Annotated in this window: 13 protein-coding genes and 1 pseudogene; 4 read left to right on the forward strand and 10 right to left on the reverse strand. The window is 48.8% G+C overall.

Annotation, left to right across the window (positions count from 1 at the left end):
- Nucleotides 1–31: 31 nt before the first annotated feature.
- Nucleotides 32–547 carry a YfiT family bacillithiol transferase gene (locus GCU44_RS13315; RefSeq protein WP_154856838.1) on the reverse strand — a complete coding sequence of 172 codons (516 nt, stop codon included), beginning with the start codon at nucleotides 545–547 and terminating at the stop codon, nucleotides 32–34.
- A gap of 137 nt (nucleotides 548–684) precedes the next feature.
- On the opposite strand from GCU44_RS13315, the gene GCU44_RS13320 reads away from it, so the two are divergent.
- The gene (locus GCU44_RS13320; protein WP_154856839.1) at nucleotides 685–2,085 is read left to right on the forward strand and encodes an aminotransferase-like domain-containing protein; all 1,401 of its coding nucleotides are present in this window, start codon (nucleotides 685–687) and stop codon (nucleotides 2,083–2,085) included.
- Nucleotides 2,086–2,094: 9 nt separating this feature from the next.
- Here GCU44_RS13320 and GCU44_RS13325 read toward each other — a convergent pair whose 3' ends face one another.
- The 4 genes from GCU44_RS13325 to GCU44_RS13340 form a co-directional block, all read right to left on the reverse strand.
- On the reverse strand, nucleotides 2,095–4,557 hold the full coding sequence (locus GCU44_RS13325; RefSeq protein WP_154856840.1) for an outer membrane beta-barrel family protein: 2,463 nt from the start codon (nucleotides 4,555–4,557) through the stop codon (nucleotides 2,095–2,097).
- A gap of 78 nt (nucleotides 4,558–4,635) precedes the next feature.
- Nucleotides 4,636–5,451, reverse strand: coding sequence for a helix-turn-helix domain-containing protein (locus GCU44_RS13330; protein WP_154856841.1), 816 nt, complete (start codon nucleotides 5,449–5,451; stop codon nucleotides 4,636–4,638).
- 167 nt (nucleotides 5,452–5,618) lie between these two features.
- Nucleotides 5,619–5,990 (reverse strand): cupin domain-containing protein, encoded by a 372-nt coding sequence (locus tag GCU44_RS13335; RefSeq protein ID WP_154856842.1) that lies wholly within the window; start codon nucleotides 5,988–5,990, stop codon nucleotides 5,619–5,621.
- Between the two features lie 83 nt (nucleotides 5,991–6,073).
- Nucleotides 6,074–6,643, reverse strand: a complete 570-nt coding sequence (locus tag GCU44_RS13340; RefSeq protein WP_241684945.1) for a helix-turn-helix domain-containing protein — start codon at nucleotides 6,641–6,643, stop codon at nucleotides 6,074–6,076.
- Nucleotides 6,644–7,032: 389 nt separating this feature from the next.
- On the opposite strand from GCU44_RS13340, the gene GCU44_RS13345 reads away from it, so the two are divergent.
- Nucleotides 7,033–7,869, forward strand: a complete 837-nt coding sequence (locus GCU44_RS13345; RefSeq protein ID WP_154856843.1) for a sensor histidine kinase — start codon at nucleotides 7,033–7,035, stop codon at nucleotides 7,867–7,869.
- Between the two features lie 751 nt (nucleotides 7,870–8,620).
- Here the strand turns inward: GCU44_RS13345 and GCU44_RS13350 are convergent.
- Nucleotides 8,621–10,990 carry an outer membrane beta-barrel family protein gene (locus GCU44_RS13350; protein WP_154856844.1) on the reverse strand — a complete coding sequence of 790 codons (2,370 nt, stop codon included), beginning with the start codon at nucleotides 10,988–10,990 and terminating at the stop codon, nucleotides 8,621–8,623.
- Nucleotides 10,991–11,399: 409 nt separating this feature from the next.
- Here GCU44_RS13350 and GCU44_RS23485 point away from each other — a divergent pair, with 409 nt between their 5' ends.
- Entirely contained in the window at nucleotides 11,400–11,528 is a 129-nt protein-coding gene (locus tag GCU44_RS23485) for a LytTR family transcriptional regulator DNA-binding domain-containing protein (protein WP_154856898.1), read from the forward strand.
- Nucleotides 11,529–11,677: 149 nt separating this feature from the next.
- Here GCU44_RS23485 and GCU44_RS13360 read toward each other — a convergent pair whose 3' ends face one another.
- From GCU44_RS13360 to GCU44_RS13370, 3 genes and pseudogenes are all read right to left on the reverse strand, one after another.
- Nucleotides 11,678–12,742 carry an endonuclease/exonuclease/phosphatase family protein gene (locus GCU44_RS13360; protein ID WP_154856845.1) on the reverse strand — a complete coding sequence of 355 codons (1,065 nt, stop codon included), beginning with the start codon at nucleotides 12,740–12,742 and terminating at the stop codon, nucleotides 11,678–11,680.
- A 92-nt stretch (nucleotides 12,743–12,834) separates the two neighbouring features.
- Nucleotides 12,835–13,596 (reverse strand): annotated as a pseudogene (locus tag GCU44_RS13365) (3-keto-disaccharide hydrolase).
- 110 nt (nucleotides 13,597–13,706) lie between these two features.
- Nucleotides 13,707–15,929: a bifunctional SulP family inorganic anion transporter/carbonic anhydrase gene (locus GCU44_RS13370; protein ID WP_241684946.1), complete on the reverse strand. Its 2,223-nt coding sequence runs from the start codon at nucleotides 15,927–15,929 to the stop codon at nucleotides 13,707–13,709.
- Between the two features lie 231 nt (nucleotides 15,930–16,160).
- On the opposite strand from GCU44_RS13370, the gene GCU44_RS13375 reads away from it, so the two are divergent.
- Complete coding sequence (locus GCU44_RS13375) at nucleotides 16,161–17,444, forward strand: alpha/beta hydrolase family protein (protein WP_154856847.1); 1,284 nt, start codon at nucleotides 16,161–16,163, stop codon at nucleotides 17,442–17,444.
- Nucleotides 17,445–17,456: 12 nt separating this feature from the next.
- On the opposite strand, the gene GCU44_RS13380 is transcribed toward GCU44_RS13375, so the two are convergent.
- Entirely contained in the window at nucleotides 17,457–20,939 is a 3,483-nt protein-coding gene (locus tag GCU44_RS13380) for a PVC-type heme-binding CxxCH protein (protein ID WP_241684947.1), read from the reverse strand.
- Nucleotides 20,940–20,994: the final 55 nt, after the last annotated feature.

The following is a 20,994-nucleotide window of genomic DNA, read 5'->3' on the forward strand; positions in this document are numbered from 1 at the left end:
GGTTTGTACGACTAATACATTACTTATTTACTTATTTAGCGAGCCGGATGTGGGCCAAATGGTGCCTCCCGTGCCAATCGTATGCCAAAGCACTTACATTTAACGCGATGGATTGCTTTTGTTCCGGATGGAAAAAGCGACGGATCCACTGGGATTCGTCCATGTTTTGCATCAGGAAACACCATCGCTCGTGAATGCCAGCGAGTAGTTGAACGGATACGTCGATCCCAAGTTTTGAATCGGCAAGCGCTGCCCAATGATTTTCTTTGTACGGCTTGATGACTGGTGTTTCCTCTGTCAGGGCCAGCTTGAATCGCATGTACGCGTTCATGTGGCTATCTGCCAGGTGGTGCACCAGTTGGCGGATGGTCCATCCCCCGGGTCGGTACCTCGAATCGAGCCTCTCTTCAGGCAAATCGGTAAGCAAATCCGCTACTGCCTCCGGAAAACGCTGTATACCCAGGATGGCGCTGCTGAGGGCTTCCAGTGAGATCGATTTCGGTTGTTGGAATCGACCAATGGGATACATGAGGCGTTCGTTTTGCATGGCTTGTAGAAAAAAGGCCGCACCCGGCGACCAGGATTTTGGTATACGCTTCCTTTCTGCAAATAAACAACAAAATTGGTATTGGTTACAGATACAATTTATTTAATTTTGAAGGGTACAGTTAAACCGCCTTGTAGATGACCTTGTATCAGGAACTAGCCCGCAATTTTGAGCAACTTATACAAAAGGGAAGTTTGAAAGTGGGAGATAAGATGCCCTCCATTCGAACGGTGAGCAAAGAGTACGGGGTGAGTAAAAATACCGTGATACAGGCGTATTTGGTTTTGGAAAGCAGGTCCTGCATTGTATCCCGGCCACAGGCGGGTTTTTTTGTTTGCGAAAAGGCCGACCAACGTTTGCCTGTGCCCGACGCCAGTATGCCTCAGAATCATCCGGCCAATTCAGCCGATGACGGGTTGATCGGGAAGGTATTCCGTAATTTTGTCAACAAAGAAATTACCCAGTTGTCGCTCAGTGTACCCGACGAGCGTTTTTTCCCCGTGGCTCGACTCAACAAATGCCTGCAGCAAGCCACCAAGACGCTTTCCTCCGGAGGCACCGGATACGACGATATTCAGGGCAACCTGCGCTTACGAAAAAACATTGCCAAATGGTCCTTTACCTGGTCGGGTAATCTGGGAATTCAGGATTTGGTCAGTACTTCGGGGGCCATGCATGCCATCTCGTTGGCATTTATGGCATTGACCCGACCGGGGACCCGCATTGCCGTGGAAAGTCCGGTGTATTTTGGTATTCTCCAATTGGCGAAAAATATGGGGCTGCATGTGGTCGAATTACCCACGCATCCGGTATTTGGCGTGAGTCCCGATGACCTGAAAGCAGTGGTGGGAAAGATTGATATCTGCCTGTTGGTAAGCAATTTCAACAACCCATTGGGCAGTTGCATGCCGGAAGAAAACAAACGTGCGGTGGTTGAAATCCTGGCCAGGCACGGCATTCCCCTGATCGAAGACGATTTGTATGGGGACGTGTACTTTGGGGCTAACCGACCCAAGCCCTGCAAGGCCTTTGATCAAGAAGGCTTGGTGTTGTGGTGCGGATCGGTTTCCAAAACCCTGGCTCCAGGATACCGGGTAGGATGGATGGCTCCGGGAAAATACATGAAAGACATCTTGAAGTTAAAACTTTTCCATTCGGTGTCGGGAACAGCACTCACCCAGGAAGCCATTGGCTTGTTTTTGGAAAATGATCGCTACGAGCGGCACTTGCGGCAACTTCGAAAAACCCTGCATGCCAATTCTCTCCGTTTTATTCGGACCATCGCCGATCACTTTCCAGCCGAAACAAAGGTAAGCCGGCCACAGGGTGGATTCGTATTATGGGTGGAGTTGGCCAAACAGCTGGACACGGGGAAATTATTCGATCTGGTCCTTTCACAGGGAATAAGTTTCGCACCTGGCCGAATGTTTACCCTTCAAAGCCAATTTCACCACTGCCTGCGTTTAAATTATGGCCTGCCCTGGTCTGAAAAATTGGAACAGCAGCTGATGGTACTGGGCAGGCTATTGAAAGGTTGACTTTTTTGTTCAGAATTCTTTCTCTCCAAATTCACTTTTGATAAAACGGGATTTATCACGGGAAGGATTAAGCGTATAGCTAAGGTTCAACAGCACCATATCCACTTCCAGCACGTAATTCGTCGCGGTGTAGAATTCGTTTTCCCTCCAGGTGCTGATCCGTTGCTCATTGGTACGCAAAAGACCCATGTCCATGTTGAGCCATTGCAGGCTGGCCTGTAGCCGGTCGTTCATAAATGTCTTTCGGAGTACCAGGTTGGGGGATAAAAACCGGGAATCTTCTCCCTGTGCCGTAATGCGGTCTGAAAGGTAGTTGATCGACCATTGGGCGGTAAAAGTAGGGGAGAAGTCAAAACTGGTATTGGCATTGATCGAATACACCCAGGCGGCGTTATTGATGGGGCGCTCATCAAAACTTCCGCTGATCCGGTACCGGTACAGGTTCCCACCTGCAAATACCTTCCAGTTGCTGCCCGGATTAAGTTCCAGCCCCAGTTCCATTCCAATGGACCTCCCGTTTCCAACGTTGGAATAGATTCGATTCAGTATGGTATCGTTATACACCGTGTTCACCCGGTTGACCAGATTTTTTACATGCCGGTAATAGGCCGTGGCAAAGAGGCTGTTTTCTCCGAAGTCTTTTATCAACCCGGTCTCCACCAGGTCTATAAATTCAGGGAGCAGGGTGGGATCTCCTTGTTCCAGTGTCTCGGAATGCTCGCGTTCAGGAAAAGGATTCATTTTAAACGTGGTGGTTCGTTCTACCCTTCGGCTGTAGGCCCCTTTTATCGATGTCTGCTCTCCCAGTTTGTATTGTACGCTGGCAGTAGGATAGGGTAGAAAAAAATCATAGGTATAGAGGCTGTCTACCGTATTGGATTTGTCCTGGAGCAGCAGCTCCCGATCCATGTACTCCATCCGTAAACCTACCGCATAATCCCAGTTGTTTTTTTGTCCGGTTAGCTGTCCGTATCCGGAATGAATGACCCGGGTCAATTCCACATTGGAGGAAAACTCGGGTACCAATTCAAATGCGCCCGTTTCGTTATTTTTTCGTTCGTAAACAAAATCCCCCTGATGATTCAGGTTACGAAACTGATAGCCGGTTTCTACGATTCCCCAGGGAGTCGGCTTGGATTGGTAATCTACCTGCCAGCGCAGCCCATGCAATGGATTGTCATTGGTATTGTATTCGTCCTGATAGATCAGATCGGTATTCGGAAAACCCAGGTTGCGATTGGTGGTGGGACCTCCCAGCATGGTGTATTCGTACAGGAAAGAACTGGAGAGGCGGCCTTGGTTGGTAAATGTGTGGGCGTAGTCAATGCTTCCCATCGCAAAATCACTTTTCCGGATCCGCAAGTTTTCGTTATAATACTGCAAGGTATAAAGGCGCTGTCCTTCCACGATCGCGTGGTTATCGTAGTACACAATATCCGCGGTGCGGTCCTTGCTGCGTATTCCTCCGTAAAAACCCAGACTGAATTCATTGTTGGCGTCGGGGGTATAGGCTACCGTAAAGCGTCCGGAGTAGGCTTCCTCGTCGAAACCCCGCTCACCCTCCGACGGAAAGCGGGTGGTCGTGTCTCCATCCATTGTGTACACATCACCTATTCTCCGGCCATTCACATCATTTCTCAAATAGCTGGCCCCCAGGGAAAAATCCCAATCCCCTTGCCGGTGGTTCAGCGTAAAATCGGCTCCATACCGTTGCGGCTTTTTCTTATTGGCGTAATCCTGTATGCTCGGGGCGCCTATTCGGGTATTAAATTGGATAAATGTCCCATCGGTGGCACCTTTTTCTGTGGTAATATTGATAATACCTGCTTTACCTTCCGGGTCGTATCGTGCAGAGGGAGCGGTCACTACTTCGATGTTTTTGATGGCGTTGGCCGGCAATTGTCCGAGTAGTATGGCCGGGTCGGATTGTATCGGTTTGCCGTTAAGCATGACTACAAATCCGGTAGCCCCTCTCACCGATAGTTCCCCTTCGGCATTGATGCTTACCGAGGGGAGATTTCGCATCAAGTCGATGGCGGTTCCTCCCTGCCCCGATAAGAATTCGGAGGCTTCGAATACCTGCCGGTCGATCCGATGCATGGTCGTAAACTGGGATCCGGAGACTTCGACCATATCCAATAATTGTTCATTGGGGCTGAGTTGGATCGTTTCGAGGTCCAGTACCTGTCCTCGGACGAGTACCATATCTCCAATGCTAACCCGCTCATATCCCATAAATTGGATGGCCAGGTAATAGGTACCGGGCTTAATGCCGGCAAGTTCAAAGCTTCCGTCGGGTTCGCTGACAGTTCCGGAGACCAGACTGGAATCGGCTTGAGCGTACAGCCCCACGCTACCGTATTCGATGGGATTCGCTTCGTTTGAATCGACAAGCGTACCCCGGACGGTTATTTGGGAAAAGATGGGAAAAACAAGGAAAAATTGGGCTATGCAGGCCAGCAGGAATCTCATCAGTAAGGAATTTAACGCGCAAGTTACGCTTTCCTGATTGGAAAATGCATGGTGAATTTCGGATAATATTGGTAGATTTTAGAGTTTGGCCCGGTATTCGGTCGGTGTGAGCGTTGTTTGGGCCTTAAAAAACTTGACGAAATTCGATGCATCTGAAAAGTTTAATTGATAGGCAATCTCCGTTACCTGCAGCCCGGTATGGGTTAGCAGGTTTTTGGACTCGATCAGCACGCATTCGCGAATGACATCGACGGCGTTGCTTCCGGTAGCCGCCTGGCAAATGTGATTTAATTTTCGACTACTGATATGCATGATCTTCGCGTAAGCTTCGGCTGTTTTCAGCTGCAGGTAGTTTTGGCGAACCAGTTTTTTAAACCTCACAAATTCATCCAAGAGGGTAGGAGGGACTCGTTTTCGATCCTGTGGCAGTTGTATGGTCTTGTAAATCAAGCTATTCAACTGTGCGGCCAAGATTTCGATTGGTTGCTCTCGTTGGTAATCAGCGTAAAAAATATCGAGTAATTGCAAGACAGATGGATCTTCTTCGGAAAGCCTAAACGTTTCATTCATGCCAAAAAGCTGTGCGAGTGCCTTGGGGTAACCCGAAAGCACTTCTTCTTTGAATAGAACGACGTAGCCTTCCGGTATTCGGGAAAAATTCCAGCAATGAACCTGACCGAGATTCAGGTAGAAACCCATGGGGGGACGTACTTCGTATACCTGATCACCGACGGTATGTTGCCCGGCCCCCTTCGATAGGTAGATTAACTCGTGGTAGCCTTCGTGTCGGTGGGGTTTGGTGGGTTTGATGACCGGCTTCATTTTCGAAACCTTTAGGATCAGTCCCTTTTCAATCTTGTTTTTGCTGCCAATGGCCTTTGGTTTGCTTTCCATCAAATTGCCTTCGTACGGTTGGTATGTCGGGCGGTTTATCGGCCCAGATGCTGATTTTGGCACAAATTACGGCTTTTTTTTAAATGCAGCTTAGGCCAGACCAAAGAAGAATGGACAAAAAACAGCAACTGACCGCAGTTGGAACCTCATCCGACCCCTTTTCCTGCTTAATCTTCGTACCCGGATTTGATCACCGTAGAAAGCATTTTGAATTGTTCGTTGGCATTAAAATGGTGGTAGGAATGTGCCGGGATGATGATGCCTTCGCCAAGTGCCAGTTTGTAGGTCTTTTTGTCGATGAGGATTTCAGCTGCCCCGTCTATGATTTGTACATAGGTATCAAAAGGAGATGATTTTTCTTCCATTTCTTCTCCGGCGTCCAGAGAGGAGACGGTTACATTTCCGGTAATTTTTTTTAAAATGGTCTTGCTGACGACTGCCCTGGGTAGGTATTCGATGATCTGCACGATGACATGTGCTTTTGATTTCTCCAATTCTTTATCGTCCCTTTCGGTATGGCCTGATTTCGGATTGTTCATTAGTTAGGTATTTAGTATTCTTATAAAGATCCGATATTTTATGGTTTAAACCCTTATACCGCGCGCGATTAAAGTTATATAGTTTAAAGATCTTCCAGGTTTGAAACCCTGCGCTTTTTTAGTGACTTAAAATAGGAGGGAGATAGGCCGGTAATTTTCTTAAATTGATTGGACAGGTGGGCAGAGCTGCTGTAATTCAGAAGATCGGCAATTTCGGAAAGATTGAGCTCATCGTAGAGCAAAAGTTCTTTCACCCGTTCGATTTTGTGAATAATGATGTATTGCTGAATGGTGGTTCCGGTGACGTCCGAAAAAATGGTAGAAAGGTACGTATAGTCGTACCCCAGTTTTGCACTGATATAGTCGGAATAGTTGACTTTTGGAATTTCATCCGTGTAGTGGACCATTTCTACAATCACACTCTTTATTTTATTTATCAAGATGCTACGTTTATCGTCTAATAGTTCCAGACCCGAACGTAGAAGGTTTCGATGCAGCAGGTCGTGTTCTTCGGGGCTCAATGGCTTGAAGAGCTCGACCTCTCCCAGCTGAATGGATGCAAATGGTAACTGAAGTTTCTTTAATTCTTCCCTAACCATCATTTTGCAGCGAAGGCTGACCATAAATTTGATGTGAATTTTCGGAAGATCCATGGTGTGTATAAGTTACTCATTTTTCCAGGCATTTACCAGCATGTTTCGCTTAAACCCCTGTTTTTTTGTTTAACAAATCGAGGATAAGAAGGTACCATCCCTTAAAGTTCCCTGCCTATCGAAGCAAATGTTGCAATACCTTGGCGGAGATACTATATATTTTTATCCAAAAATATTGTATAAGTTTTTGTTTGGATACGGTTGATACATCTAGACTACGTTAACAGGTTTCAAAAACCGTACCGGGGTGGTGAAAAACACCGCTTTTCCTGCCAATTGAGTCCAATTATTTTACAAATAAGGACAGGATTTATATAATATAATCAAGCTATTAACTAGTAACTTGCATTGGAAATACTTTTTATAGAACAGCCAAAAAATACCGTAGCATGAATAGTGAAAAATCCCCAAGAAATGGAAGCAAGTCAAACGGTACCCTATCCAGGGAAATTGATTTTGAAGCGGTTTCGCATGAAAATCAACGCTTGCTTGCTGAAATCCGTGATTTACAACATTCAAATCGGGAGTACCGGTCTGTAATTTACCACATATCCCATGATTTAAACTGGCCATTGAATAATATCATTTCGCTGATTAATTTAATGATGGATACCACGGACCCGGAAGAAATGCGCACCTTGTCCCTCCCGGTACTTAAGTCGATCACAAACTTTAAGGAGTCGATGAATGACATCCTGAAGCTAAATGGTCCTGAAAATGATTCGGGCAAAGAGGGTTTGTTAAGTATTAAAACGGTGCTGACAGACGTTTTGGACAGCATTAATGGGCAATTTTTGCATTCAGGTGCCGTGCTTTCCCATTCCTTTCAAGTAACGCACCTGCGTTTTCCCAAAAAGAAATTGCGCAGCATTCTATTCAATCTCGTTTCGAATGCCATTAAGTACAAATCACCGGATCGGATTTCGACCATTCACGTCAGTACCTATACCGAAGGCGAATTCGTTGTGTTATCCGTAATTGATAATGGAAAAGGCATCCCTCCTCAAAAAATGCACAAGCTTTTCACCAAATTTGGTACCCTGCACCAGGAGTCCTATCCCGGTGAAAGTCTGGGAATCGGGCTTTTTTTGCTAAAGAAATTGGTAGAGGAAGTCAGCGGAAAAATTGAAGTTGAAAGTGATCGGGGGAAGGGGTCTGCTTTTAAGGTCTACCTACCGCAGGAAACCACCCTGCCTACCATAGAAGAACCATCCGGTAACGGATAATTGACAGTGGGATGCGGGAGATTAAACGTGCCAACGCCGCGTTCCCGGCAAATTCCCATGAAGGTTACGACATATAATTCATTTTTGACATGTTCAACCCGCTCCGTGCTTGGGGAGAGGCCGAACTAGCTCGCACACCCCAGTTTTCGCCCGGGGTTATTGTTTTGGAGGCCCTTCAGGCTTCGGAGTCAAGTAAGGGCTGTTCTGATACGTAATTTGGAACCTCGCTTCAGCTGACTTCCTCAATAGAACTACTATTTCCAAATACCGTTCTTAGTCGATGTTGATTCCCATATAGACTGCATGCCTGAAGGGCCTGAACCATACGAACCGTAGGTGCAGCCCACGCTAGTGGACTACCAACTGCCTCCAACGCCGGATGGGGAGGAACCTGAATGGAGTGGCTTGAAAAAAGTCCCCCAGGAGATTGGGTGACACGATCGGTCCCAGATCGGTAGAGGAGACACCGTCGACTGTTGTATTCACCAGACCCTTCTATCAAGAACTTTTTTGCACCAGGTAATCGGGAAAAGGACCAGTGCAATGGCAAAAAGACAAAAACATTTACATCTGAGATCGGGGTGGAAAATTACCAAAAACCGTCATTCCGAAGCGTATGTTTGCACAGCCAAGGCCGCAGGAAGCGCCGACGCCGCAAGACTGCCGCACCCTTTTCCACCTACCTCACGAGCTAAATGTACGAGTGGTCGTGGCATTTACTGGTGTACACAGAAATTAAATCGAGCTCAGGTTAAAACCTTTTTTGACCGCTAAACTCCATCGCCTCGCCCTTTCCAAAGCCATAGCTGATACCAAACGTGATAAAGCGGCCCCGCAGGCGGTAGTCGTATTGGGTGAAGTTGTTCTGCACCGTTTCGTTTTCAAATATCCTGGAGGCAAAAGCATCCCGTATGCTGAGGTTTAAGATAGTTTTTCCCTTCATAATTTTCTTTCGAAGGCCGATATCGGCCAATGCATAGCCGCTAATGGTTCGCTGAAAGGTCTGATAGGCCGATTGGTAATTGCCGATCAGTTCCAGGGTAAAATCTGCCGGCAGGCTAAACTTGGAGGTTAGCCGGGCTGACCATTGGTCGGCCGTGAAATCAAACGGACTGGCTTCGAATGTTCCTTCCCGGTTGAAGTAGTTGTAATTAAAATCCGCATTGAGGGACAACCAATCATTGGGCGTGATTTTTCCGTTTATTTCCAGGCCAGTGGCTTTGTTGGTGCCAATATTCATGGGCATGGTGATCGCTACGTTGTCTTCAAAAGTAGTTACGTTTTCCACCGTTTGCGTGATGTAGCGGTGATAGATCGAACTGCTCAGCGACAGAAGCTCCAGGTCCAAAATACCCGTGATTTCGTAACTGTCGGTCAGTTCTGGCAGCAGCTCCGGATTTCCGGTCCGGATACTGAAATTGTTTCGGATGTTGTAAAAGGGATTTAGGTCAAAAAGCCGGGGTCGGGAGATGCGTCGGGAATAGCCTCCCTGCAGGGAAAAGTTATCGGCCAGTTTGTACGAACTGTGCAGGGTCGGGAATAGGTTGGTGAAATTCTTCCGGTTTTCTTCCTCGGTTTGCTCCAGCAGGGTATTCAGGTCGGTGTTTTCTGCCCTAATTCCGAGTTTGAGGCCAAACTTGTCGCCCTCATAGGCACCGGTACTGTATACGCCCAGTACTTTTTGCATGAAGAAAAACGTATTGGTACGCTCGGGTATTTCCTGCCAGCCGCCGTTTTCAAAGCCCAGAATCGCAAAATCATTGCGAACATCGGTGATCAGGTACTGACCACCCGATTCAAAGGTGATCTTATCGGTCATTGGCCGGGTGTAATCGGCTTTAAATGTATACTCCCACTGCCCAAAATCGGTATCGGTCTGCTGCCGGTCCTGCAAGGCAGATTCGCCAAACGAAGGCAGGTTATCGAAAGAAGATTGCTGCTCTTTGGCAAACGAACTACCCAACGCACTAATCAAGAGGTAGTGGTCGTCCTTGTCCGAAAAATCACTCTTGTACTGCAATTCGTACTGCCATTTGGGATTGGTGGCTTCCGTGGCTTCATCTCGCGTCCAGCCCGCATGCGGCGCCGCGGTCCCGGTTTTGGCCGTAAAGTTTCCATTGGAATACTCGGTCTCCAACTCGTATGCAAAATTGCCGGTAAGGGAGAGCACATTGCGCTCGTTGATGTGGTAATCGGTACCCAGGATCAGGTTGAAAAACGTTTCGTTTTTCTCCCCATCACCCCTATTTCGGATAAAGGTCTGTTCGCTAAGGTTGCTGTTTAGGGTCTCAAAGGTTTCGGGAAAGGTCCGGTGCCCCAGGCCCAGTTGGCTAAACAGGTTGAATTTGTCCGTGCGTTTGTTTAGGCTAAAGCCCAAACTGTGGTTGTTCGGTACGCCGGTATTGAGTGTGATGGAACCGTTTACGCCTCTCTTTTCTTCTTTTTTTAGCACGATATTGATGATGCCCGAGGTACCCTCGGCATCGTATTTGGCAGAGGGATTGGTAATTACCTCCACGCGGTCAATCATATCTGCGGTGATGGTACCCAGGGCATTGCCACCATCACTGGCCAGGACCGAGGGCTTTCCGTTGATCAGAATCTGAACACCCCCAATGCCCCGGAGCTGGATCTGCCCTTCGATATTCACGGTGACCGAAGGTACATTATTCAACACTTCCAACGCACTGGCTCCGGTGCTGCTCAGGTCTTGGCCTACGTTAAAAACACGCTTATCCAACTGAAACTCGGTCGTAGATCGCTCACCTCGAATGACAACCTCATCCATTAGCTCGCTATCTTCGGAAAGGCGAATGGTGCCCAAATTCACCGTGCCGTCGATCACCGTGTACTCGGAGATGCGGGTGGTAATAAATCCGATAAAGCTGATTTCCAGAATAAAATCCGTTTGTTGGGTGGTTAACAGCAGGGTTCCGTCCGCTGTGGTAGTAGTACCCGCAAGTAGCTTTCCATCCTGCGTATCCAGAAGCTTGACGGTAGCAAATTCAATGGGTGTCTGGCTGGTGGTTTCGACAACCTTGCCGGTGATTTCAATAGTTTGCGCCTGTAGACAGCCAATACTGATTCCCAAACTGATAATTGTGATTAGAATTCGTTTCATGGGGGCTCTTGTAATTCCTATTGTTTGTAAATTTCAGCAGAAAATGCGCAGAAAAAAAATTGTATCGGTAAACGACTGGTATTTTCGGGCGAATGGGGTCTTGGATTGATGAGGTCATTTATCCGGTCAACCGCGTTGTTTGCCGAAAAAATTGACGAAAATAGCGGGTAGATCGGTACATTTTTAGCGCGTATTACCTGCAAAAACCGTTTTCTTTTCAGCGATTTGTCAAGGCCAAGGGGAAGGTTAATGGGAGACTATCGTTCTCAGGAACCCCGAATCTACGATGCAAGAAAAGCGTGCGTTATCAAGGTGGGCGACGCTACGATCAGGCGCGGATGGCTTTCGAGGATATACGCTATATCCGGTCGGAGGGAGATTATAGCGCCATTGTGCTGGCAGCAAAGAAATACTATTGGCCGAACCGCTCAAACGATGGATGGAAATGTTGGACGAAACGATCTTTATTCGGGTCCATAAGTTTTTTGTTGTCAATAGCAGGCAGATAAAAAAGTACGTGGAAATCAGGTACGCCTGAGCCATGACGAGGTGATTCCTCTGGGTCGGGCCTGCAATGAGGCCTTAATGGATCGATTGTTACGGTAGCTAAAACCATTCGGTCGGATCCGATACGCCCAATTGTCCCATCGTTGCGACAGCCGTGGCACGCCTGTCGGATTGAATTTGCTAGGAGTCCTGGCTTTCTTCCTTTCCTTCTTCCACCTTCTCTTCCACTTCCTGCCTGTCCTCCGAATCGGAATCCGGTACCTCCTCGGCATTTGTCGGATCGGGTTCGAAGGTCAAATCGATCCACATAGGAAAATGGTCCGAGCCAATTGCCTGCAATTTTTCAATCCGAACCAATCCAAAATCATTGGTATAGAACACATGGTCCAACGGGTACCGCAATAAGGGAAGAAAAACGTTGTAGGTATTGAACAAGCCACGGCCCTCACGTGGATCTAGTAGTTGACTGTATTCTCGAAACAGGGTGGATGTTTTGGACCAGCCTACGTCATTTAAATCGCCCGCTACCAGTACCGGCCGGGGATTTTTCTCGATGTCTTTGCCGATGATCAACAATTCGGTATCCCGTTCGTAGGTATCTGAGCCAGGTCGGGGCGGTTCGGGGTGTACCCCGAAAAAATCAAAGCGTTCTCCAGAGGGTAGCTGCACTTTGGTAAAAATCGAGGGAATGTCGTTTTCAACCAGGTAGTTCACCTCGCTGTTTTCAAGTGGAAACCGGGATAGCAGGAGCATACCGTAGGTGTTGGGCAAGGGTTCCTTGATCGTATATGGGTAGTCTTCGTCCAGTGAAATGAGCGCTTCCGTCCAAAGTAGGATTGGCTCGGTCAATAAGATCAAATCGGGATTCCTCTCGGCGATGAGGTCCAATAGCTTTCCATACTCTTTATTTTCCATGCGAACATTACTGAGCAACAGAGAAAACTTTCGATCCGGATCCGTAGATACCGCCCTTTTTGCGGTGGTGTCGGCAAGTGGAGTAAAACCGATGATCTTGGAAATTTGGTGACCCAACGCGGCAATAAGTAAGGCGAAAAAAACGACCCTTCCGGGAAAGCTTCCTTTCCTTAGCAGAAAAGCACTCAAAACGAAGGTTACACCGCCAATGGCCGCAAGCTGCAAACGTGGAAAATCAAATACACGTATCCACCAGGTACCCGTTTCGATGAGCGGAAACGCGCTCGCAAGGATAAAAAATGATCCAATAAAGTAAAGGAAATAGTTCATCTGTAGCAGCGCGGAATGGTTTATAACAAATACCACCACACATCACGCAATTTTCCGACCAAAAATTGCGCTACCGCTATCGGGCGTACAAATCAATCCAACGCCTTGATGACTATATTTTTAAATTCCACTCCCTGCCCCTCTGCCTGCAAGCCGATGTAGCCTTCTTTTAGTGCTTTCCCGTCTACTTTGATACCAGGGGCGTACCCGTTGGCTACGCCTCCACCAATCTGCGTTTGACTGTATTCCAGCACGGTTTCTCCGTTCACCTTATGAATAACCAGGGAATCTCCATAAACAATCAATTCTGCTGCCACCCATTCGTCCCAGGGAAAGGTAGGAGAGGTGGAATTGATGCAATGCCTGGGGTCCATCTGGCCCTGGAACACCACTTCTGTGCCCGGCGAGCACATGTTGCCTGTCGGCCGCGGGTTGCCGTCGCCGGCATCTGCAAGCATCTGGTATTCCACTGAAATCGGCCAATCCTGCTCCTTCAGAATGCTCTCCGGGGACTGGGAATGAAACATCACCCCACTGTTGCGGTAGGTGTAATCCGGTGCATCCTCCATCCATTGATCGGTGAAGCGGTAGTCGAATTTCAGGTGAAACGAGCCAAAGTGCTTTTCGTAGAAAAGGTGACCGTAGCGTTCCTCGAAACGGGTGTAGTCGTCGTAATTTACCTGAATCCTGCCATCCACTACGCGGAAGGTATTGGCGTAATTCTCCCCTGTTTCGTGGTGATGAAATTTGGGGATCCACCCTTAGAGGTCTTTGCCGTTGAATAAAGACTTCCAGTCCGATTCCCGGACCTGGGCGTGTGCATCCGGTGAAAAATCCGATACCCAAAAAGGCACTGATGGCGAGGGGGAGAATTCTTGCAAGTGCATTTGATGGAATTATTTTTGAAAAGCCTGCAATAGAGAATGTATTCATTGTATTCGGGTGGTTTTCGTGGAACATCGGTTCAATTGGTTGGTTGGTAGAGGGGAAAGAAGTCGATTGTACCGTCTTTGCGATGGAAAAAAGCCGTACAAAGCCCCACTTTTCCCTGGTTAATGTGGGTACGAAGGTATGCGTTTGTATGAACGATCTTCGTTTGGGCCTGTGCTGCATTCCAACGTGCCAGGCGATCCGACCAATGACTTAGGTCCTCGCTACGAAACCGTTCTGGAGAAAAATAGCCGGCTTCGATAGCCGGTACCAGTAGGGGGCTGAAGGGTGAAGTGGGTTCGGCCAATACACGTTTCAATGCATTTTTTAGCAAATGGTTGTCGGAGTTGGCCAATACAACGATCAAAACCGCCCCCTGCTCCCGGCAGGCGATTTCCAGGGTGTGAACGAGGTGATTGTCCAGCAGGGTTCCGGCTGCTTTTAATGGGATCAAATCTCCAATACCCGTATTCAATAACATGTTTAACGGCTCCCGCATATCGATGCAGTTGACCACGACTGCCAACGGCACATCTTTGATAAAATCCTTTAACTTTTTGTTTTGAAATCTTCGGGAAACCAGGTTGCCGTCCGCATAGCGTTTGTTTCCTTCCTTTAGGTACTGAAGCACATTGGCCGGTTTTTTCAAATCGGCACGATTTATTACCGCCGGTTTGTCAATAACTACCTCGTTGCTTGGAGCGTAACTGTCTTTTAGTCCGACAATGGTGAAGTCAATGGCATTTTCTCGTGCAAAGGTGGTCTGATAATCGTTAAGAATTTCCAACACATCTGGCTCGATGTAGGAAGAAAAAGAAGCATCGATGGTTATCCGCGTACCTTTTGGAAGGTTCCACAGGATGCGTTTGATCGCTGGTTTGTTTAGAAAGGAGACCTCGTTGGAAAGCTCCAGCCGGATTGTTTTTCGCTTGCTGCCGGGATTCGTTTCTTCCATGTAGAAGGGGTTGTAGTAGTTTCCACGCAAAAGAAAAAACACACTGGACGCCGATCCGATCAGCACGCCAATCAGGACATCGGTAAGCAAGATAGCCGTTACGGTCACCGCAAATGGAATAAACTGAGACCAGCCTTTTCGATACATTTGGGTAATGATGGAATAGGAAGTTAGCTTGTATCCGACCAAAAGTAAAATTGCTGCCAGGGAGGCCAGGGGAATCAAATTGATGATAGTACTTAAAAACAATACACTGACGGTCAGGAGAAATCCGTGGATGATCGTGGATAGCTTGGTTTCCGCACCGGCTTCAATATTAACGGAGCTTCGGACAATGACCGAGGTAATGGGAATACCGCCTATAAGGCCCGCAATGCTGTTACCGATGCCCTGTGCCACCAATTCCTGATTGGGGGGACTCCTTCGCTTGTGTGGGTCCAGATTATCCGTTGCTTCGAGATTCAACAATGTGGCAATGGATCCGATAATGGCGATGGTAAAGGCATAGGTCCATACCTGAAAATTGTCTATGGCAGAAAAATCCGGAAAAGTAAACAACGCAGTGGGATCGTTTATTTCCGGAATGTGTACCAGGTGGATGCCATCGAGGTACAAAGCGGGCAGTAGAAATTTAAAGGTCTGATTCAGCAACACTCCGAATAGCACGATAAATAGGGAAGGAGGAAGCCATTTGACGTTTTTTAATGCGGTTTTTTCCCAAAAAATCATGAGCAACAACGAACTTACCGCAAGTATCAGCGCACCTGGAGCGAACGAAGAAAGCACCAATGCACCCGTTTCAATGACGCCGGAAAAAAAGGATTGCGAGTAATCCAGCAGTCTGCTTTTGTCCAACTCCACACCCAATGCATAGGGAAGTTGGGAGATAATCAGAATAAGTCCGATGGCTGCCAACAACCCTTTTATGATGCTGGTGGGCATGTAATCGGCAATCATTCCCGATTTGAGAAATCCCAGAATCACTTGAATAAGCCCACCGATAAACAATGCCAGCAAGAATACGTCAAATGTCTCGAGCACCTCTAACGCCGTTAAAACTACAGCGGAAAGGCTGGCTGCCGGGCCGGAAACGCTGGTGTGCGATTTACTGGCTATTCCCGTAACTAGCCCGCCCACCATCCCGGCTATGAGCCCCGAAATTAAGGGAGCTCCACTGGCCAGGGCGATCCCCAAACACAGCGGGAGTGCGACAAGAAATACCACAATGCCAGCAGGTATGTCCCTTCCCGGACGTCTGAAGATCGATTGGCTGATATCCTTCACCTGCCGCTTTGCTTTCAATTGGTTAAAACGAGGGCGATTAGTCAACATTGAAAAATTGATGGCTCGATATTTTGCGAACAAGCATACTTTTTATTTTCTGAATTTGCGGCAGCTTAAATAGAATGGGCCAAGATACGTGATTTTTTTTTGGTATTCATTCAGCGCGTATAATTCCCTATCCGTCCTGAGTGGAGGATCTCCGAAAATTCCTATCTTTGGAAAAATTTTCTATCAACGTACCTGCCAACCATGAAGCGACCGCTGATCAACTTTGCTTTTTACTTTTCTGCCTTTTGCGTTTTTATCTCCCAGTCGATTTATTCCCAGACCGATCCGTTTGTTTTCGGGGATCGATTGCCGGATGCGCCAGAACTTGCGGCAAGCGGTCCGTTCCCGGTAGGCGTACGCACCCTGGAATTAATCCATACTAACCAGCCAAATATTCAGGAATCCAACGGCACGGAAATGCCCGTTTACGACCGGCCACTACGGGTAGAAGTATGGTACCCGGCACAGGAAAACCCCGATGCAAAAATGGCGGAATACACCGATTTTCTGGGTACGACCACCGACCCGACCCGTCCCCTAAAGGCGTTTACCTTTCCGGGAAGGGCTGAAAGAAACGCAGTCCCCGATACCAGCCAGGGGCCTTATCCATTGGTGATCGTTTCGCACGGTTACCTGGGGTCGCGCGTTTTGATGACCTATCTCACCGAAAACCTGGCATCCAAAGGCTACCTGGTAGTTGCTATCGACCATACCGAGTCTACCCACGAAAATCCGGGCAAATTCGCCAGTACACTCTACCACCGCCCGCTGGATGATTTATTTGTTCTTGAGGAAATGGATCGATTCAATAAATCGGAAAGAGGAAATTTTTTATCCGGAATGGTAGATGCTTCCCGTACGGCCCTGCTGGGTTATTCCATGGGTGGCTATGGGGTATTGAATGCAGCCGGGGCGGGGTTTTCGCCAGGTTTTGTCGGCGCATTTTCTCAAATGACATCCGGAAGTCAGCTTCTCGCTACACGAAGCCTGTCCGATCCCAACTATCCCAAGACGGTAGATCCAAGAGTGAAAGCCATTGTAGCGGTGGCACCCTGGGGCATGCAACGTGGAGTTTGGGATAGCGAAGGGCTTCAAAACTTACGAACACCGACGTTTTTCATCGCCGGTAGCGAAGACGATATATCGGGGTACGAAGATGGTGTCAAAGCCATTTACGAAGGCGCCTCCAAGGCGGAAAGATACCTACTGACCTACCTCAACGCCCGACACAATGTAGCGCCAAATCCACCGGTATCGCCGGACCTGGACCCGGCCGACTACATGCATTACAGCGAACCCGTTTGGGACGAAGAACGAATAAACAATATCAACCAACACTTCGTAACGGCATTTCTTGGCATCTATCTGAAAGGACTGGATTACGGCAAATTTCTGGACCTGCCCGAAGACTCTTTGGAGGAAACCTGGACCGGTTTTCTGCCCAGAACTTCGATCGGACTGGAATTGAGACAGGCAAAACCCTGATTTTCGCGGGGGTCAATTTCCCATCACCAAGCGGTTTTGCGAGGGCTGGTCCCCCTCCTCATGCACCTGAATCCGAAGGAATTCCTGATCCGCATCGGTAAGGTCTACGACCACCTGTACCAGGTGTGTGCCCTGACTTACCCGTGTACTCACCTTGGTATCCGCCATTGATAGCTCCTCTGTTCCCACCCGTACGCGGACTGCCTTGCCAGAATTGACCTCAAATGTCAGGGTACCTTCCTGGAGGACCTCGACTTCAAACTGTACCAGTCCAACTTCCCTGCCCTCAGCATCCTTCAATACCGGTATGTCTTCCAGCGGAAGGCTGCCTCCGACCATGCTGTATAAAGCCATGCTTCCTTTTTCGAGTGGTGCTGCTGTTTCGCCGGCTGCGACGGTCCCAGATAGAAGGGATTGAACCGCTTCTGAATCCGTGACGGCGTGCCAGTTTCGAACAAATTTTTCATTGGTCACCCGAAAATCTCCCGAACTTCCCAATTTGGACAAATAGCCAACCAGGTGGATAAACTCTTCCTGTTCCAAACTTGCCGTCAGGCCTGGGGGCATGAGGGAGCCCGGTACATTTTCCCGATTGGCAACCTGATTTTTGGGGATGGTGGTTTCCTGCCCGGACATGTCACGCATGCGTAATTCATCCGTACCATCACCCACCAGGTAGCCCATAAACAGACTGCCGTCTGTCTTGGTTACCTTTTGGAGTTCGTAGCCCTCTTTCACCGACTCGGAGGGATCCAACAGGGATTGAATGATGTTGTCTATGGGGGAACTGGTTCCCAGCGAACTCAAATCCGGACCCAACCGGCCTCCGGCTCCTCCGAGGGCATGGCAGTTCTGACACATCAGCGATTTTCTACGGTAGATACTCTCACCAATGACGGGGTCAGCTTTGGTTTTTACCTCCTGGGCCAATGCGTATACCTGATTTTCGTTCAACCGCTGAGGCATGCGCTCAGGTGGCAGGACGCCGCCCGATTTTTCCAGGGCCACCACCAGGCTTTTCACCTCAGCACTGTTTCTGCGGAACCAGGGAACGTAGCGTTGCATGACTTTTCTACCTTGCATGGCCATGGTCGCCGGAATGGTATTCGTAGATAGGTTTTCGGTGAGAACCCGTGTTCCCGCTTCGGTCCTCATAAAGGCCCCGAATAGTTCCCCGGCAGCTTCCTCCGGGATACCCTGGTTCCAGGCAGCCACGGCCATTGGGACGGCTTCAGCTGGCCGTTTAGATGCAAGTTGGGCAAGTGCAAGCAGCTGAATCTCCTGATTACCCGTATTGCCTGCAAATGTATTGAGTACTTGTTTGCTGGCATCGTCTTCCAGCTGGGCCAGCGCTTCCATACCGGCAGTTTTCACGGGTACGCTTCCCTGATAAATCAGCTCCACGAGTTTTTCCCGGTATTCGACACCTTTCCAGGATCCAACCAGGAGAAGGGCTTTGGTAACCAATGCTTCTTCCCTGGATTCCAACAGGGAAAGGAGCCCTTGCGTCCCACTTTCGGGAAGGAGGTTCCGTTCCCGGGCAGCCAAAATCAAGGCGTCCAGTTCCTGTCCACGTTGGCTGGTAGCGCGCTCCGGCTGTTGGCTTTTCTTGAACAAAATGGCCAATTCCTTCCCGGAACCGTACCTGGCCAGGGTCTGAATGACCTGAGGCCGAAACTTCTCCGGCAATTGGTCGTCTGCGTACAGGCGTCCAAGCAGTTCGATGGCCAGAGGATCGGTAACGGTCTGTAAGGCAAAAATGGTTTTGGCATCGTCCCCGAAATACCCCGGATCTGCCAGAATCTCCGGAAGCCAGGCCGAACGCAAGGCTTTGACCGTTGTGTATAGCGCAAATTCCAGGTTGGTATCTACTTCCTGTTCCAGCGCAGTCAAAGCCATGACGGCAGCGTTTGCATCTGTTTCGTTTTGTAAACTTACCACGGCTGCCAGGCGTACGGTTGGGTCGGGATCACGCAGGGCCTCGTTCAGGTACTGTTGGTAGTCAGGCAATTCGTTTCTCCAATGGGTGGCTACCCGTAGGGCGGCTGCCCGGGCGCCTGGATGGTTTGCTTGCAGTACTTTTTCCACGTGTGGGACCGACACCCTTCCCAGGGTCTGATACAGCCAAAGTGCTTCCAAAAGGTGGTGTTCGTAATCCGCTTCATTGGGGGAAAGTGTGAGCAGCCATTTTTCCAATGCCGGTATCACCTCTGCCTCAGGTTTTGACCGAAGCACCAATTTTGACTGAAGCCGGGTCCAGTTTTCCGAGGCTTTCAGGTTTTCCAACAGTTCCGGAATTCCCATTTCGGGCAGTTTGGGTTTTGGCACCAGAGGACTGTCTTTTTTCGTGATTCTCCATATCCGGCCGTGCTGCTGGTCTCTTCGCGGATCGTGAAAGTCTACCTCTCCATGTTGAATGATGGGGTTGTACCAATCTGCTACATAGATGGCCCCGTCGGGCCCCATGAGAATGTCCACGGGACGGAATCCGATGTGATCGGTCCATAAGATATCCTGCGCTTGCTTGGAAACAAATCCACTTCCTTGCGCTTCCAGTACAAAACGATTGATACGGTTTGCGCGGAAGTCGTTGGTAATGAGGCTTTCTTGCCAATCATCCGGAAGGTGGGATCCAGACACCACATCCAGGCCACTGTGCTTGGGTTGACCAGGATTCAAGCCTCTTAAAACGCGGTCAGCTCCGGGGGCGGTAACGAAGGTTGCTCCCTGGAAGGCATGGTTGATGCCTTCGGTTCCCGCCCCATCCGTCAACAGGGCATTACCCCAGCGGTCAAATTGCAGTCCCCAGGGATTGATCAATCCCCGGGCGAAGACTTCCAGTTGTTTGGTTTTGGGATTGTACTGCCAGACCCCTCCGCCTTCCAGCCGCCGGACTCCCCAGGGAGTTTCCACGTGGCTGTAGATGTAAATGGATTGGTTAAAATAGAGGAGTCCGTCCGGTCCCCAGCGAAAGGTGTGGATCAAATGGTGGGTATCTCCCGTACCAAAACCCGTTAGGATGGTTTGCCGTTCATCGGCTTTTCCATCACCGTCCGTATCTTTTAAATGGAGGACTTCCGTGGAATTGGCTACATAGACCCCGCCGTCGCCGGGAAGGATTCCGGTTGGGGTAATCAAGCCTTCCGCGAAGACGGTGGATTTGTCGGCTTTTCCGTCTCCATTGCTATCTTCCAACACGAGAATCTTGTCATTGGCTACTTCGCCGGGTTTCAGGTGGGGGTAAACCGTACTGCTGACCACCCACAATCTGCCGTCCTGATCCCAATTCATCTGGATGGGTTTTACCACCATTGGGTCAGAAGCAAAGAGGTTTACCTCAAAACCAGCTGCAATTTGAAACATGCGCAATTGCACCTCCGGGTCTGGGTCTGGAATGTCTCGCAAGGCATTTTGACCCCGCAGGCTTGTTGCAGAAAATAGGATAAAAATTGCCAACACAAGGCTGCGTATAGCGAATGTTCTGTATGGGGTCACTTGTTGATAGGTTATTTCCACAATCTGTGATACGATTTTGTTACTAAATAAATAC

It is taken from the genome of Cyclobacterium xiamenense, from assembly GCF_009467825.1.
Lineage (GTDB): Bacteria > Bacteroidota > Bacteroidia > Cytophagales > Cyclobacteriaceae > Cyclobacterium > Cyclobacterium xiamenense.